The following is a 16,752-nucleotide window of genomic DNA, read 5'->3' on the forward strand; positions in this document are numbered from 1 at the left end:
ATATATTATTGTTAAATGCATATCTAAAAATATTCTTATACAAATGAAAAAGATTATTATTTTTATACTATTTATCTTAATAACTTTTACTGCCTGTAGTAATTATTCCAATACGAATAACTCAGAAAATATTGCAGCTAATGAAGCATTAAAAGTAGGTATATATATCTATGATTATCCTATGCCGCATTCAAATAGTGATGATATAGGCGGTTTTGACTATGATTTAATGAATGAAATAGCTAAAGTATCAGATTTAAAAATTCAATTTGTTACAATGCAGTTTAATGATCTTATTCCAGCACTTAATAAAAAACGTATAGATATTATTATAGCTGCCATGACAATAACAGAAGAAAGAAAAGAACTTGTAAATTTTTCTGACAGCTATCTAACAGCTGGTCAAAGCATTGTAGTAAATAAAGGAAATACAAATATAATAACAACTAATAATTTGATAGGAAAAACTATAGGAGCTATAAAAAATACTGTTTCTGATATTACAGCATCAAAAATAGAAGGTGTTCATCAAGTAATAAGATTTGATATTGCTGGCAGTGCTTTTCTGTCTTTGAAAACGGGTAAAATAGATGCTATGGTAGTTGATAAGCTTACTTGTATTAATTATCTTCAATATGATAAAGATTTAGAAATAGTTGAAACTATAGAATTCCCAAAAATGGGATATGGTATAGCTGTAAGAAAAGAGGATACTATTTTACTTAATAAAATTAACAGCGGACTTAAAGAAATAATGGCTAATGGTACTTATCAAAAATTAGTAGATAAGTATTTATAATATTTAGCAATTTTATTACACTTACCCGCCCTTTAGGCTTTTAGTTAATTCTGATATTTTAAAATTATTATTCTTTAAAAAAACTCAACTGTTATTTTAGCTGCCCACCCAAGATTTTTTAATTTATAGTCTTTTCACCGAATATAGAGCAAAGCAAAAAATATAGAATTATTTGCAATTACAATTTTTATTATATTTATAAATTAGCTCACCGTGCGTTAAGTAGATTTCAAATTTAATTAACGCTTGGGCAGTATACTAGCCGTATCATCAAACCGAACGGTAATGTTTTTTCTTATGGAAAATACAATGTACGTTCGGGATAATGTTTTTTACTATTTTAATTCTTTATAATGAAGGTTTAAATTTATAGGGTGTATTAATAAAGTCTTAAAACATAATTTGTACAGAGAAGTATTAATATAGTACATTGAATTTATAAGAAATGTTTATATACTTAAACAATATATAATATTAATTTAAGGCATATATGATGAGATATTGGGTATTTAAACATACATATCCTAATGCTACAGAAGATGAACATTATGATTTAATAAATACATGCTTAAATAATAATTTCTGTTATTTTCATTATGAATATGGTCTAATAAAGAATACATCTAGAGTATGGAATGTTGTAAAAAATATAAAAATAGGAGATGTAATATTCTTATTTGATAATTATAATTTGTATGCTTATGGATATGCTAAATCACCTAGAAAACTAAAAAATTCAAATAAAATATTTTTAAATTGTAATTCTATAATTAATAATAAAAATCATGAAGTAAATGGTACTGTTTATAGGCATGATAAAATTAATGATATTTATGTATATTTTGAAGACTGTGAATGTTTTTATGAAAACTTGTATGACGATGATACAATACCATATGAATGGAAACAAAGAATAGATGTTAATTGGTAATATATTAATAAAGATAACAATGGAGATTTTTATGGAATTTGGAATGGTCCTATTTCTGGAGCTCAGGGTGTATTTATTCCAATAATAGAAATAAATAAAGAGTATGCTAAACAATTAGCAATAAAACTTACTCAAAATGAAAATTTTCAATTTAAGGAAGATACAATGGAAGACTATAAAAAATTATTAGAAAGTAATTATAATCTTATATTAACTGGGGCACCTGGAACAGGAAAAACCTATTTAGCTAAACAGATTGCAGCAAAAATTATTTTTAATGATGATAACAAAGAGTATACAGAAGAATTGGAAGAAAATGAGGATTTCAAAAATCAATGCCAGTTTGTGCAGTTTCACCCATCTTATGATTATACAGATTTTGTTGAGGGCTTAAGACCTATTAAAGATAGTGACGGAAAAATTGGTTTTGAAAGAAAGGACGGAGTTTTTAAAGAGTTTTGTAAAAAGGCACTCAAGAATTTAATTGATAGTAAAAAGGAAGTTTCAGAATTAAATAAAGATACTATTATAAAAAATAATTTGATTAGATTTATAGACGATGTTTCTAATATAATAAATGAAAAAGGATATTTTGAAATTGATGGCATTGATAGGAAAGCGGCACCATTAAAAGAAATAGAATTAGATAATGATTCAGTATATTTTGCTCCACAAATAAAATCTAGGCTTGATGTATTATTATCCTTAGATACTATTACAGATTTTTATAAAAAATTTATTAAAGTATTTAAATTAAAAAATAAATGGGAATATCAGGATTTTATTAATGAATTTGGATATAAAGGTAAGCATACATATATTCATGGCTTTTTAAAAGCATTCTATGAAAAATATAATTCTCAAATAGAAGAAGAATTAAAAAATAGTAAAAATACAGTAGAAAGAATTCAAAAGAAAAATTTTGTATTCATTATAGATGAGATTAACAGAGGAGATATTTCAAAGATTTTCGGAGAATTATTCTTTGCTGTTGATCCAGGATATAGAGGCGTTAAAGGAAAAGTACTTACTCAATATTCTAATTTAATAGATGAGGAAGCGGAAAAATATTTTTATATACCAGAGAATGTTTATATAATAGGCACAATGAATGATATTGATAGAAGCGTTGAGAGTATGGACTTTGCTATGCGTAGGAGATTCGCTTGGAAAGAGATTAAAGCGGAAGATACGCAAGATATGCTTGATAGTATGTTTGATGATAATACTGCAATAACAAATAAAGATGATATTATAAAAGAAGCTAAAGAAAGAATGGATAATTTAAATAAGGCAATAGAGCAAATAGAAAGTTTTAATTCATCTTATCATATAGGAGCTTCTTATTTCTTGAAGTTAAAAAATTATTATAATGGAGGCAATATTGAAGAAGCATTTAATGGCTTATGGGAGAATCATTTGAGAGGACTTTTGTATGAGTACTTGAGAGGAATGCCTGATGCTGAAAGTAAACTTGAAGAACTAAAAAATGCTTATGACTCAGGTTCTTCTGATAATACACAATCTGATAATAGTAATATATCACAAGATAATAATGCTGTACAAGATAGTAATAATTAAATGTAAATTAACAAAATGATATTAATTGATATTATGACAATTAATAATTTTGTAATAGATTTATTTTAATATAAAATAATAATAAACTATAGTATATGCACTTTTTGCAACTTTTTGCGGCGGGAAAAAGTTGAAGAAATTTATAATAACAAACTTAACACAAACAATAAAATATGATTAAATTAAAAGATAATAATAATGAATTTAATATATCTCAATTATCAAACGATATAGATAAAAAGAATATTCAATATATAGCTAGCCATTCTATTGAAAATATTTCAGATAATATTTTAATATTTCCAAATAGTTTTGATGAAAGCAAAGATATAAATAAACAAAGTACAATATTTAATTTACTTGATAATAAAATACATACCAATAATATAATGGGATTTATAAGCTATAATAATACGCAAATAAAAATCTCTTCAAGGTTCGCTGTAAATGATAATGAAGATTATTTTCTGCATTATATGCTTATGAAAGTGCTTTCTCTTAATATTGTTAATTTAGAGCATAGCAAAGATTATGACGATTCATTTGATTTTTTAATTTATATGTTTATTAGTTTCTTTAAAAAAGCATTAAGACAGGGACTTTTTAAACAATACAAGTTAATAAAACATAATGATACTAATGTCAAAGGCTCTATTGATATTAACAGATACATTAAAAATAATATTCCTTTCAATGGTAAAATTTCGTACAATACTAGAGAATATAGCTATGACAATAATATCATGCAATTAATAAGGCACACTATAGAATATATAAATACAAAAAACAGATATATTTTAAGTTATGACAGTGAAATAAAAAATTATGTTCAGCAGATATTTTATAGTACTTCTAGTTATTATAGAAATAAAAGAGAAAGTATTATAAATAAAAACTTAAAAAAATTATCGCACCCATACTATTATGAATATGAGCCTTTAAGAAAAATATGTATTCAAATATTAAAGCATGAAAAATTAAAATACGGCAGCAATGATAATACTGTATATGGTTTATTATTTGACGGTGCTTGTCTTTTTGAAGAATATTTGAATACTTTTTTAAGCAAAGAAAATTTTATTCATGCTGAAAATAGAAATTCAAAAAATGGTATTAAATTACTTGATAATGCTTGGAGGGTTTATCCGGACTTCTATAAATTATCAAATGAAAATAACAATAATATAGTTCTTGATGCCAAATACAAAAGATTAAATTATTATGATAATGAAAGCATAGACAGAAACGACAAGCATCAAATAATTTCTTATGCTTATACACTTAATGCTAAAAAGTCAGGTTTTATTTATCCATTGGAAGAAGATAATTATACCGATGCAAATAAAATTATAAAAATAGGCGTTTTAAATAATGCTTATAATGTATATGCTGATTGCGGTATATACAAATATGCTTTGAAAATTCCTTCAATAAAATCAAACGGAGAAGATTTTAAAAACATAAAAGAATTTGCTGAAGTTATGAGAAGTATTGAAAATGAATTAATGGAATATTTAAAGTAAATTTGTTTTTTACTTTATTAAACGCACGGTTAATGAAATTTTAAATTTAATAAAAGTGATAATTGTATTAAATCAATATTTATAATGTTGTTTAGCGTGCGGTGTATAGACCATAAATTTTTAAAAAAAATCTTGGGTGGGCAGCTAAAATAACTGTTTGAAACAAAAAAGAAAAATAATATAAAAATTGCATATTATGCTGAAAGCCTAGAGGGTGGGGCAAGTGTAATTTGATTTTTTGTATTAATTTAAATGCCTGCCCTTTTATATTTTATACCTGATCAAAAATTATGATTTAAATTTCTTTACGGCAAACTCAGAAAAAGCACACCCGCCCTAATGTGATTAGAATTTAGAATATATACACCGTATGTGTTATTTTTTGTATATTTATAGAGTTACTATTAATGTTATTTGTATTATATTTATGATTTATTTACCATACGTTTGGATGAATATATTATTTGTATATTTCGTAAATTAATAATCATTTTGATTTCATTTTCATTTTATTTTCATTGAAAAAAAAGCAATTTTATTATAAAGTATTATAAAATTAGTTTGAATATATTTTGAAAATAAAAAACGATAGGAGAATAAACGATATGGTAGTAGAGCCAAAAATATTAAATAATATATGTATAACAGCTCATCCATTAGGCTGTGCTAAAGAAGTAGAAAATCAAATTAATTATGTGAAATCACAGCCGAAAGTAAAATCTAATGTAAAAAATGCTCTTATATTAGGAGCTTCAGGTGGATACGGACTTGCAAGCAGAATAGCTATAGCCTACGGACTTGGTGCTAAAACTATGAGCGTATCATTTGAAAAAGAAGCTACAGCAAGAAGAACAGCTACTCCAGGCTGGTATAATAATGAGGCTTTTTCTGCTTTCGCTAAAAAAGATGGAATAGAGGATAAAAACTTAATATTAGATGCTTTTTTAAACGCTTCAAAAGAAGAAGTTATTAAAGAAGCTAAAACATTCTTTAACGGTGAAAAAATAGATTTACTTATATACAGTTTGGCAGCTCCAGTAAGAATGGACGAATCAACAGGAACACTTTACCGTTCATCTTTAAAACCTATAGGAAAAAAATATAATGGTATAGGTGTAGATTTCCTTACAGAGGAGTTATTAGAGGTATCCATTGATCCTGCTAATGAAGATGATATAAAATCTACTGTAAAAGTTATGGGAGGAGAAGATTGGAAATTATGGACAGATGCCTTACTTAATGCTGATTTATTAGCTGAAAATGCTATTAATGTAGCTTATTCTTATATAGGACCTGAAATGACAAAAGCTGTATATAGAGAAGGTACTATAGGAAAAGCTAAGGATCATTTAGAGGCAACAGCTCATGAATTGGATAAAGAAATGCATGAGAAAATCAAAGGACATGCCTATGTATCAGTAAACAAGGCGGTAGTAACTAGATCTTCAGCAGTTATCCCTACAGTTCCTCTTTATATAGGTATATTATTTAAAGTAATGAAAAATAAAGGCCTTCATGAGGGCTGTATAGAGCAAATGTACAGACTTTTAAATGAAAAACTTTATAATGGCGGAGAAGTACCAGTTGACAGCGAAAAGAGAATAAGATTAGATGACTGGGAATTAAGAGAAGATGTTCAAAAAGAAGTTTTGGATTCTTGGAATAAATTAACAAAAGATAATGTAAAAGAAATAGCAGATTTAGCATTATTCAGAAAAGATTATATGAATATGCATGGCTTTGATGAGGAAGGTATAGATTATAGTCAAGATGTTCAGATATGATAATTGATTATTAAAATAAGAATTAAAGCGGAGTTTTAATATTTTATTATACTTCGCTTTTTTGTTTTAAATTAGTCAATTAATATGGTTTGCATACTTTACATGCTGTATAGCCTTTTTGTTTGGCTTCTGACAATGAAATTTTATATGCTTCTCCTCTTATTGTTCGGCAGCTTTGAAGATGGTATTTTTTGCCTGTTTTTGTTATATATACAACATTTTGTGCTATTAAATTAGCTGATATCATTAATATTATTATAAATGTTATTACTTTTTTCATATTTTGCTTCTTTGTATGGTATAATTACATATAATATGTAAATTATGGCTTTTTATAAACAATTTATATATGGTTTTTATTTAATTTTTTAAATTATTTTAATTTTTTTAAAATAAGTTCTTGACAAAAAAATAAATAGGTATATAATACAAACCATTCGTTGACTAATTTGGAGTTGTAGCTCAGTTTGGTTAGAGCGCCTGCCTGTCACGCAGGAGGCCGCGGGTTCGAGCCCCGTCAACTCCGCTTTTTATTTTAACATGGAGAGCGATAATGCCTAATATAGCTTCAGCATCTAAAAGATTAAGACAAAATGAAGTTAGAAATCTTTATAATAGAAAAATTAAAAGTTTCTTAAATACTCAAAAAAAGAAAGTAATTAAAGCAGTAGATAGCAATGATAAAAATCTTGCTTCAGAAGAATTCAAAAAATATGCTAGTGCTTTAGATAAAGCTGCTAGAAAATCTGTTATTCATGCTAATAGAGCAGCTGCTAAAAAATCAGATATGATGAAAAAAATTAATGCTATGAATTAATTTTGATTGTTATTAAAAAATAATGAGGTCTATACATTAATGTATAGACCTTTTTTTATATTTTTTAATCATAAATGTCAATTTATTTTAATAAAAATAAACAAAAATTACATTTTTGTAAAAAAAATATATATTTTTTGTTTCCTAATAGAAAATTTTTGTTATTATTATAATATACAGTTTGAGTTTATTAAATGAATATATACAGATTTTATTATTAAGTTTATAAGCTTTGATGGTATATAAAGGTAAATTATTCTGTGTTGTTTTGATAATATTATCACAAAAAATATAATAATGGGGAGGATTGATTATGATTAAGAAATTCAAAAATAATAATTATAATGATTCTGTTATATTTAATGATGATGACTATAATTCTTTAATTGAAGAGTACAATGATATTATTAAAGATAATACATCTGATAAAGAAAATGAAAGCCTTTAATGATATTATGGGAATACCGGTTATAATTATATAGCCGGTATTTTACCCGCTAAAATAATTTGTGATATAAAAAATTCTAACATTATAATGATAAAATACGAAAATAAACATTATGAAATATTTAAAATTGATTTTGCTTATATTGATATTGAATGTAAATATATATTCTCAAACTATGACAGAAAATTCTCTGCCTTTGAGAGCGAAAAATTTTTTAAATATTAATTTTCCAGGAAATAATATAGAATCAGTTTCATTGTATCAAAATGGCGGCGGATATGAAGTGGATATAGACTTTGGATATAAATTTATTTTTTATAATACAGGTCTTTGGAAAAAAATATCTATCATTAATGATGAAACTAAAAATATTGGAATACCTAGAAGCTGCATACATAAATCTATGGTTAATGTTATAGATAATGAGTATCCGCATTCTAAAATCACTGATATAGAAAGAAGAGATAAGAATTTTATCATAAAATTAGATGATAAATATTTAATTGAAATAACAGGATATGGTATTATAATAAGTCAGGAAAATTTAGAAACTGCTCAAACCGCTTCAACTAATTAAGACATTATTTCCTTTGATTTATTAAAAGCTATTATAGATTTTTCTTTATCACCCATAGCATTATAAGTATTAGCAAGTAATATATAAACTTCTTTATTATTACTATCTAATTTAATACATTCTTCTAATACATTTCCGGCATTATTATAAAGTCCTGCTGAATAGTATGAAAGCCCTAAATAATAATAAGAAGATGAATGGCTATTGTTTATTTCTACAGATTTATTTAAATATGATATAGCATTTATATAATCTTTAGTTTCATATAGAGAAATACCAAGATAATAGTATAGTAAATAATCTTTATTATCTATATTTAAAGCACTATTAAAAGAAGATATAGCATTATCAAAGTCATCAATCATGAAGAAGCATAGTCCCATATTAAAATATGCAGAGTAATTATCTTTTTCTATTTCTATTACTTTTTTTAATATATATATAGCTTTTTTATATTCATATTTATCTTTATAAGCAATGGCAAGCATATATAGACTTGTATAATCGTATTTATTAAGCTCCATAGCTCTTTCAAAAGATTCTATGGCTTCATCTGTTTTTTTTAGGTTATATAAGGCTATACCCAAAGTACGCCAATTAATATATTCTTTAGGTGCTATCATAAAAGATCTATTCAATACATCTACAGCATCTTCATATCTTCCAACTTCCACATAGCATTTACCAAGCCAATTTAAACTTATATAATCATTATTTTCTATTTCATAAGCTTTTTCAAGATAATTAATAGCATTATAGTAATCGTTTATCTTTGAGTATGATATTCCTAAAAGTCTGCATATAGAATAATCATTATTATTTATTAACAATGCTTCTTTAAAAAGTTTTATTGCTTCTTTATGATTTCCTAATTGTGTATAAAATACTCCGAAATCTACTCTAGCTTTATGATTATAAGGTTCCCTATCACATATTTCTTTATAATGAGATATCATATGATCTACTTTATTTTGAAGACTATAATCTGATGAATTGTCCATAATTGATTTACTTTCCCTAAAAAATAATTACTTATATAATAGTATATCTTTAAGTTAATTTTTTTCAACTTTTAATTTCAATATGATTTTTTGATATTTGAATTAATTAATATAATATGATATAATATAAAAATATATAATAATTATTACTAATTAATATGGATTTTTATGGGATTGTCGGATTTTTTATATAATGTATTTATATACCCAATAGAATTTATTTTAGAAACATCTTTTTATTTTTTCAAAGTATATACAAAAAGTTCTTATGTTGTAAGTATATTTTTTATAAGTTTAGTTGTAAATTTTATTTCTTTGCCATTATATAATATAGCGGAAAGATGGCAGCAAAAAGAAAGAGATATTCAAAATAAAATGAAGCCCATGATTGATAATATAAAATCTGTGTTTAAAGGTGATCAAAGATATTTACTCATAAGAACTTGTCAAAGAATTCATGGATATAAAACAATTTATGCATTTAGAGGAACTTTAGGCATTCTTATACAAATACCATTTTTTATAGCAGCATATCATTTTATACATAATCTTGATGGGTTAGAATTTGGTCAATTAGGATATATTACTAATTTGTCTAAACCTGATGAACTTCTTAAAATTGGAAATATAAGCATCAATATTCTTCCTTTTATTATGACTATAATAAGTTTATTAGCTTCTTTAGTCTATTCTAAAAAACTTACTATAAAAGAACAGATGCCTTTATATATTACTAATTTAATTTTTTTACTTCTTTTATATAATTCGCCTGCAGGACTTCTATTTTATTGGACGGTAAATTGTACTTTTTCATTGGTTAAAAATATAGTTTTAGAAAATTATAGTTTTTTTAAAGCTAAAATAGATAAGATTTTTAAAAACAAAATAATCATGGCTATTATAAAAAGAGTTTCTTTTACTATATTTATAATTTTTACAATTTTTATATTTGTATATACATTGTTATATCTATATAGAGATACTATATTTGCAGTTTCATTAGAAAAACAATATTTAAAAATATTTAGAGTTGATGTCAAAACATATAAAGATGTATTAAGTATATGGGCCATATTGTTTGCAATAGTAATTTATAAAAAATATTTATATAAATTATTTAATATAAAACTTAATAATAATAATACTTTCAAACTTTTAGCTGCATCTTCTATTTCTATAACATTACTTGCTGGACTTTTTATTCCATCTACTTTAATAGCTTCTTCAGGACAGGAATTTAGTGAACCGTTTACATTGATATTGAATAATATATCTAAATACATAGGTTTTTTCTTTGTTTATTCATTATTTATATATTCTTTGTTTTCCAGCAAAATAAAAAATATATTATCGCTTCTTTTGATATATATATCAGTAGTGTTTTTTGTAGATACTTTTATTATCATTGGAAATTATGGTAATATATCAAGTAGTTTTGTATTTGATAATGCTCAGCTGCTTAATACAAATTTTATTCAAATAATATTAAATATTACTGTAGTATCATTATTTATATTAATTATTTATTTATTATTAAAAAAAGATAAAGTAAATATTTTAATTAATATATATGTTATAATATCTTTAGTATTATTTTCTATATCTATTTATGATATAATAAAAATTAATAAAGAGCAGCAAATATTATCAGACCTTAGAAAAGGGTTTGATTTAAATCTTACAGAAAATAATTATAACAATATTTTTAATTTATCTAAAACAGGCACAAATGTATTTGTAATAATATTAGACAGAGCGGCAAACAGTTATGTATTAGATTATTTAAATAGTAATGAAGAATTAAAAAAAGAATTTAATGGTTTTACATTATATACAAATGTTATATCGTATGCAGAAGTTACAATAGGTTCATTAACTAGCCTTATGGGCGGATATGAATATTTACCTTATAATATAAGTGAAGAATCTAAATATAATTTAAAAGATAAATTTAATGAATCATTATTACTTATGCCTAGAATGTTTGCTGATAATGGATATACAGCAAATATGTTTAATACTACTTTTGTGAATTTAAATTTCGGTTTTGATACTTCAATATTTTCAGGACTTTCCAATATAAATGCCTATGCCCAAAATGATAATTTTATTAAATTTTCTGTTAGTAATATATTAAATGATTATGAAGAATTAAATGATGTAAAAGAAGCATTTGATAATAAATTATATGATATTAATAATATTGATTTAAATATTAAAAGAGCATTTAGATTTTCTATTTTTAGAATTATACCATCTTTTTTAAGAAGTTTTTTTTATAGTAATTCAGATTGGTATATTTTTTCTATGGACTCATCTTATTATATTAACAAATCACTAAGAGAGTTTGCTGTTTTAAATTCTATAAAACATATTACTTCTATCAATGATAACGGTAATTATTTTAATTTTATTCACAGTGAATCAACACATGAACCTGAATATGTCAATAATGATTTGCTTCCGTCGATATGGAAATATTCAATACCAAGTGAAGATTATAAAAAATTCGGCAATGAATTTCAAGTGAGGAGCTATTATGCTAATTGTGCTGCTATAGATAATTTGATAACTTTTTTACACTTTATCAAAGATAATGACATCTATAATAATACAAAAATAATAATAGTTTCTGATCATGCATTTATTTTGGACACTGAATTTTTCAAAAAAAATTCTATAGAGTTCATGTCAATATATAATCCTCTTTTAATGTATAAAGATTTTAATTCTACTAATGATTTTAATATATCTTCAGAATTTATGACTGTGGCAGATATACCTTATTTATCTACTATACATTTAACAAACAGAGCTAATCCTTTTACAGGAAATATTCTATCAAATGATTCTAAAAATAAAGATGAATTAAAACTTTTAATATTTGATGAGTGGCAGCCTGAAAGACAATTAGAAAAAAGATTTAATTTTTCTAAATATTATACTGTTAAAGGAAATATTTTTGACAAAAATAATTGGAAATTAAATACATTCAAAAAATAAAATATCATTGTAATTTTGTAAATTTTTATTATATTACTTAAATAAACTATAAAAATTGACAAACCTATTATTTTTTAATATACTACATATAGGTATATAAAAAGGAGTTGAAAATGAAAAAAGTTATAATAATAGGAGGCGTTGCTGCAGGAATGAGTGCAGCTGCTAAAGCTAGAAGAATAGATAAAGAAGCTGTAATTACAGTTTATGAGAAAACAGATGTTGTATCTTGGGGAGCATGCGGCATGCCTTATTATGTAGGCGGTTTTTATGAAAGCCCTAATACTATGATAGCAAGAACTGCTGAAGCTACTATAAAATCTGGGATAGATTTAAAAGTTAAGCATGAAGTTTTAAAAATAGATGCTAAAAATAAAAAGGTATTAGTGAAAGATATTATCAATAATAAAGAATTTGAAGATAATTATGATTCTCTTCTCATAGCTACAGGAGCAAAATCAATAATACCTAATATACCAAATATTAATATAGGAAATGTATCAACTCTAAAAGATTTCAGCGACTCTATTAATATGAGAGAAAAAATGAAAGACTCTAATATAAAAAATGTTGTAATATTAGGTGCTGGATTTATAGCTATTGAAGCTGCTCATGCTTTAAAGCATATAGGGAAGAATGTTACTATTATACAGCGTTCAGACAGAGTATTTGGAAATAAATTCGATAAAGAATTTTCTGATATGGTAATAGAGCATATAAAAGAAAATGTTGACTTGCATCTCAATGAAAAAGTTCAATCACTAGAAGCTGATAACAATAATAATGTAAAAGCAGTTATCACAGACAAAGGAAAATATGATGCTGATTATGTTGTTGTTGCTATAGGAGTTACACCTAATAATGATTTGGCAAAAGAGGCTGGCATCAAATTAATGGATAATGGTGCTATATTAGTTGATAGAGAAGGAAAAACAAGCATTGATTCTATATATGCTGCAGGAGATTGTGCTAGCATATATGATAAAGTATTAGATGATCAGACTTATGCTGCTCTTGCTACAGGGGCTAACAAATTAGGAAGAATGGTTGCAAGTAATTTAGTAGGAGGGCATGAAAAGTTTATAGGCAGTTTAACTAGTGCCTGCATACTTACTTTTGAACTTGAAGCTGCAAGAACAGGAATCACAGAGGAAGAAGCTAAAAAAAGAAATATCAATTACAAAACTGTTACTGTAAAAGATTTAGATCATACGCATTATTATCCTGGTTATGAGGATTTACATATAAAACTTATATATTTAGCTGACAACAGAAAGATAATAGGTGGTCAGATATTAGGAAAAAGAGGTGCTGTATTGAGGGCTGATGTTATAGCTGCTTGTATACATGCTGGGCTTACTGTAGATGAATTAGGAATGCTTGATTTATGTTATGCTCCTCCTTTTGCAAGGACTTGGGATTCTTTGAATGTGGCAGGAAATGCGGCTAAATAAACAATATTAATTCTAAACCATGCTGTTATTAATTACAGCATGGTTTTTTACTTTATTCTAATTCCCACCCTCTATATTTTTTGATTTTATTTGTCATTTATAGATCATAATTCTTTTTTATTTAAATAGAAAATGAAGCACCCACCCAAGTTTTTTTGTGCATTATAACGTATTAAGCGCACGCAGAGTAAAGCTATAAATATTAACTAATTTATAATAACAAGTTAATTATATAGATAGATTTAGTTCACCATGCGTTGATAATTTTTTAAAATTTAAATAACACTTGGGCGGGGATACTTTTTCTTTGTAGGCAATAAATATATATATATAATAAAAATTTTTATGAAAACATTTAAAGAAAAGGGGGATGGTATGTAAATAAAATTTTTTAATACCCTATCGCAAGTAATCCTATTATTTATTATATGATAGTAAAAATTACAATAGGATATTAAATATGATATTGGTTATTATTTTTTTATTTTATGCTTACATACAGGACATATACTAGGATTTTTATTTTCAGAATCTATATATCCGCATATATCACATTGCCAGCTTGGTATATCTGCTTTACTATCCCTAAGTAAACTTTGGAATTGTTTTTTATGTCCGTCTTCAATCCTTGCCACATTCATAAAAGCCATAGCCAATTCATCAAAGCCTTCTTCTTGGGCAGTTTTAGCATAAGAAAGATACATATCTATAGATTCATAATTTTCATTTATTATAGACTCTTTTAAATTTTCTTCTGTAGTAGGTATGCCATGAAAACTTTCAAACCATATTTTAGCATGCTCCTGTTCATTTCTAGCAAATTTTTCATAAGCAGCAGCAACATCTTCTTTTCCTTCCTCACGGGCCTTTTCAGCATAATACATATATCTGCATCTAGCCATAGCCTCACCTATAAAAGCATTTCTCAAATTCACCTCAGTTTTAGATCCTTTTAAATTCATAAGATAAGCTCCTTATTAGTAAAAAATTCTAATAAATAATATATTAAATTCGTAAAAAAATACATAGTTATTAAACAAAAATGTTATTATTAAATATAACAAATAATACAAATAAGGATAATAAAAAAACAAGGAACTTAAAAAAATAATTTAAGCCCTTGTTTCAAAGATTTAATATTATTATTAAATCTTTTTTATTTATAATACATTAGCAGCAAGTTCTGCAAGCTGTGAACGCTCTCCTTTTTCAAGTGTTACAGTACCACTTAAAACTTCTCCTTTTGTACGGTCTATTAGATAAGTAAGCCCATTGTTTCTTTCGTCCAAATAAGGAGTATCTATCTGGTGAATATCTCCTGTGAAAACTATTTTTGTTCCTTCGCCTGCTCTTGTTATAATAGTTTTTATTTCATGAGGTGTGAGGTTCTGTGCTTCATCTACTATGAAATAAATCTTGTTCAAACTTCTTCCTCTAATGTAGGCAAGAGGAGAAATTACTATTTTTTCATTTTCAAGCATTTTTTTGATATTCTTACTTTCATCGCTGTCATCAGAATGAATATGCTGTATTACTGAAAGGTTATCAAATAAAGGCTGCATATAAGGATCCAATTTACTGTTTACATCACCTGGTAAGAAACCTAAATCTTTATTAGAAAGTGCCACTACAGGACGGGCTAAAAGTATTTGTCTGTACTCTCTTCTCTTTGCCAAAGCAGCAGCTAATGCTAAAAGAGTTTTACCAGTTCCAGCTTTACCCATTATAGTAACTAAAGGGATATTATTATCGAGTAAAACATCTAAAGCCATAGCCTGTTCTTCATTTCTTGGCTTTATACCATAAGCATTTATATCAGTATCAACATGAACTATTGTTTTTGTGTCATCTTTATATTTTCCTATCACTGCCTCATCATCTTCTTTTACTCTATAGCAGAAATATGTATTAGGATAAATAGAATGCTCGCCTTTAACTTCTATTTCTTTATTTTCGCTAAGCTCTTTTATATAAATGCGTGCATTATCTCCTGAAATGCTTTCTATACCTGTAAATAATGAAGATAATTTTTCTATCTTGTCAGTATTATAGTCCTGAGTATCTATCCCTAAACTTCTAGCCTTCATTCTCATATTAATATCTTTAGTTATAAGAATGACTCTGTGATTTTCACATTTTATATTATAGGCACAAGATAGTATTTTATGATCAGGTATATTTCCTGCAAATATCTTTTTGAATTCTTCTCTCTCTTCATTATTAACATCTATAAATACTTTACTTTTATTATCAAGCAAAGCACCTTTTTTGAATATATCCTTTACTCCTTGAAGTTCCTCATTTTTTTCTACAATTACATCAAGTTCTCGTATAAACTCTCTGGCATTGAAATTGATTGTATCGCTTCCTTTTTTAAATTTATCAACTTCTTCCAAAACTGTAATAGGTATAACTATATTAGTTTCTTCAAAAGAAAATATTGACTTAAAATCATGAAGTATAACATTTGTATCAAATACGAACACTTTCTTATTAGGTATAAAATTTTCTGTCATCGCAAATCCTTAAAATGATTTTTTAGCATAAATAAATGCTATATAATAAGTATTGTACAAAAGAAAGAAAAAATCAAATTCATTAAAGTTGTTTCATATTATAAATATACAATTTTGTTATTAGAATATGCCATATTGTTACTTTATACAACATAATAAAATCATATAAACATTATTACATATAAATAACAATAAAGTAGATCTATCAAACTTCAAATATCATAACTATACTTTTTAAGCATAAAACTATATAACACATAAATATTTGATATAATTTATTTTTTCTGTAAAATACAAATAAATTAAAATAAAGGAATA

General features: G+C 25.3%; 14 protein-coding genes and 1 tRNA gene. 11 read left to right on the forward strand and 4 right to left on the reverse strand.

Annotation, left to right across the window (positions count from 1 at the left end):
• Nucleotides 1-43: 43 nt before the first annotated feature.
• From BRSU_RS00355 to fabV, 5 genes are all read left to right on the forward strand, one after another.
• Nucleotides 44-799 carry a transporter substrate-binding domain-containing protein gene (locus BRSU_RS00355; RefSeq protein ID WP_048593277.1) on the forward strand — a complete coding sequence of 252 codons (756 nt, stop codon included), beginning with the start codon at nt 44-46 and terminating at the stop codon, nt 797-799.
• 493 nt (nt 800-1,292) lie between these two features.
• Nucleotides 1,293-1,730, forward strand: a complete 438-nt coding sequence (locus tag BRSU_RS00360; RefSeq protein ID WP_048593278.1) for a hypothetical protein — start codon at nt 1,293-1,295, stop codon at nt 1,728-1,730.
• Nucleotides 1,731-1,895: 165 nt separating this feature from the next.
• Complete coding sequence (locus tag BRSU_RS00365; protein ID WP_048593279.1) at nt 1,896-3,311, forward strand: McrB family protein; 1,416 nt, start codon at nt 1,896-1,898, stop codon at nt 3,309-3,311.
• 173 nt (nt 3,312-3,484) lie between these two features.
• Entirely contained in the window at nt 3,485-4,834 is a 1,350-nt protein-coding gene (locus BRSU_RS00370) for an McrC family protein (protein ID WP_157031434.1), read from the forward strand.
• 605 nt (nt 4,835-5,439) lie between these two features.
• Nucleotides 5,440-6,618 (forward strand): enoyl-ACP reductase FabV, encoded by a 1,179-nt coding sequence (gene fabV / locus BRSU_RS00375; protein WP_048593280.1) that lies wholly within the window; start codon nt 5,440-5,442, stop codon nt 6,616-6,618.
• Nucleotides 6,619-6,697: 79 nt separating this feature from the next.
• On the opposite strand, the gene BRSU_RS00380 is transcribed toward fabV, so the two are convergent.
• Entirely contained in the window at nt 6,698-6,898 is a 201-nt protein-coding gene (locus tag BRSU_RS00380; RefSeq protein ID WP_048593281.1) for a hypothetical protein, read from the reverse strand.
• Nucleotides 6,899-7,069: 171 nt separating this feature from the next.
• Between BRSU_RS00380 and BRSU_RS00385 the strand changes: the two genes are divergently transcribed.
• From BRSU_RS00385 to BRSU_RS00395, 4 genes are all read left to right on the forward strand, one after another.
• A tRNA-Asp gene (locus BRSU_RS00385) sits at nt 7,070-7,144 on the forward strand.
• A 27-nt stretch (nt 7,145-7,171) separates the two neighbouring features.
• Entirely contained in the window at nt 7,172-7,435 is a 264-nt protein-coding gene (gene rpsT, locus BRSU_RS00390; RefSeq protein ID WP_012671512.1) for a 30S ribosomal protein S20, read from the forward strand.
• A 313-nt stretch (nt 7,436-7,748) separates the two neighbouring features.
• Complete coding sequence (locus BRSU_RS14975) at nt 7,749-7,883, forward strand: hypothetical protein (protein WP_280642022.1); 135 nt, start codon at nt 7,749-7,751, stop codon at nt 7,881-7,883.
• A gap of 112 nt (nt 7,884-7,995) precedes the next feature.
• Nucleotides 7,996-8,460 carry a PepSY-like domain-containing protein gene (locus BRSU_RS00395; RefSeq protein ID WP_048593282.1) on the forward strand — a complete coding sequence of 155 codons (465 nt, stop codon included), beginning with the start codon at nt 7,996-7,998 and terminating at the stop codon, nt 8,458-8,460.
• Here BRSU_RS00395 and BRSU_RS00400 read toward each other — a convergent pair.
• Nucleotides 8,457-9,461, reverse strand: a complete 1,005-nt coding sequence (locus BRSU_RS00400) for a tetratricopeptide repeat protein (RefSeq protein ID WP_048593283.1) — start codon at nt 9,459-9,461, stop codon at nt 8,457-8,459. The two genes, BRSU_RS00395 and BRSU_RS00400, sit on opposite strands and share 4 nt — an antisense overlap.
• 168 nt (nt 9,462-9,629) lie before the next feature.
• Between BRSU_RS00400 and BRSU_RS00405 the strand changes: the two genes are divergently transcribed.
• Together BRSU_RS00405 and BRSU_RS00410 are read left to right on the forward strand one after the other, a co-directional pair.
• Nucleotides 9,630-12,464 carry a YidC/Oxa1 family membrane protein insertase gene (locus tag BRSU_RS00405; protein WP_048593284.1) on the forward strand — a complete coding sequence of 945 codons (2,835 nt, stop codon included), beginning with the start codon at nt 9,630-9,632 and terminating at the stop codon, nt 12,462-12,464.
• A gap of 113 nt (nt 12,465-12,577) precedes the next feature.
• A complete protein-coding gene (locus BRSU_RS00410; RefSeq protein ID WP_048593285.1) occupies nt 12,578-13,918 on the forward strand; it encodes a CoA-disulfide reductase in 1,341 nt (446 codons plus the stop codon).
• A gap of 473 nt (nt 13,919-14,391) precedes the next feature.
• On the opposite strand, the gene BRSU_RS00415 is transcribed toward BRSU_RS00410, so the two are convergent.
• Together BRSU_RS00415 and BRSU_RS00420 are read right to left on the reverse strand one after the other, a co-directional pair.
• Complete coding sequence (locus BRSU_RS00415) at nt 14,392-14,880, reverse strand: rubrerythrin family protein (protein ID WP_048593286.1); 489 nt, start codon at nt 14,878-14,880, stop codon at nt 14,392-14,394.
• A gap of 198 nt (nt 14,881-15,078) precedes the next feature.
• Complete coding sequence (locus BRSU_RS00420; RefSeq protein ID WP_048593287.1) at nt 15,079-16,434, reverse strand: PhoH family protein; 1,356 nt, start codon at nt 16,432-16,434, stop codon at nt 15,079-15,081.
• Nucleotides 16,435-16,752 lie beyond the last annotated feature (318 nt).

Source organism: Brachyspira suanatina, assembly GCF_001049755.1.
Taxonomy (GTDB): Bacteria; Spirochaetota; Brachyspiria; order Brachyspirales; family Brachyspiraceae; genus Brachyspira; species Brachyspira suanatina.

Bases quoted from the DNA above. Each gene is read 5' to 3' on its own strand.
- BRSU_RS00380 (WP_048593281.1), bottom strand. From the start codon at position 6,898: ATGAAAAAAGTAATAACATTTATAATAATATTAATGATATCAGCTAAT.
- BRSU_RS00370 (WP_157031434.1), top strand. From the start codon at position 3,485: ATGATTAAATTAAAAGATAATAATAATGAATTTAATATATCTCAATTA.
- rpsT (WP_012671512.1), top strand. From the start codon at position 7,172: ATGCCTAATATAGCTTCAGCATCTAAAAGATTAAGACAAAATGAAGTT.
- BRSU_RS00360 (WP_048593278.1), top strand. From the start codon at position 1,293: ATGAGATATTGGGTATTTAAACATACATATCCTAATGCTACAGAAGAT.
- BRSU_RS14975 (WP_280642022.1), top strand. From the start codon at position 7,749: ATGATTAAGAAATTCAAAAATAATAATTATAATGATTCTGTTATATTT.
- BRSU_RS00365 (WP_048593279.1), top strand. From the start codon at position 1,896: ATGGAAGACTATAAAAAATTATTAGAAAGTAATTATAATCTTATATTA.
- BRSU_RS00400 (WP_048593283.1), bottom strand. From the start codon at position 9,461: ATGGACAATTCATCAGATTATAGTCTTCAAAATAAAGTAGATCATATG.
- BRSU_RS00405 (WP_048593284.1), top strand. From the start codon at position 9,630: ATGGGATTGTCGGATTTTTTATATAATGTATTTATATACCCAATAGAA.
- BRSU_RS00415 (WP_048593286.1), bottom strand. From the start codon at position 14,880: ATGAATTTAAAAGGATCTAAAACTGAGGTGAATTTGAGAAATGCTTTT.
- BRSU_RS00410 (WP_048593285.1), top strand. From the start codon at position 12,578: ATGAAAAAAGTTATAATAATAGGAGGCGTTGCTGCAGGAATGAGTGCA.
- BRSU_RS00420 (WP_048593287.1), bottom strand. From the start codon at position 16,434: ATGACAGAAAATTTTATACCTAATAAGAAAGTGTTCGTATTTGATACA.
- BRSU_RS00395 (WP_048593282.1), top strand. From the start codon at position 7,996: ATGAAATATTTAAAATTGATTTTGCTTATATTGATATTGAATGTAAAT.
- BRSU_RS00355 (WP_048593277.1), top strand. From the start codon at position 44: ATGAAAAAGATTATTATTTTTATACTATTTATCTTAATAACTTTTACT.
- fabV (WP_048593280.1), top strand. From the start codon at position 5,440: ATGGTAGTAGAGCCAAAAATATTAAATAATATATGTATAACAGCTCAT.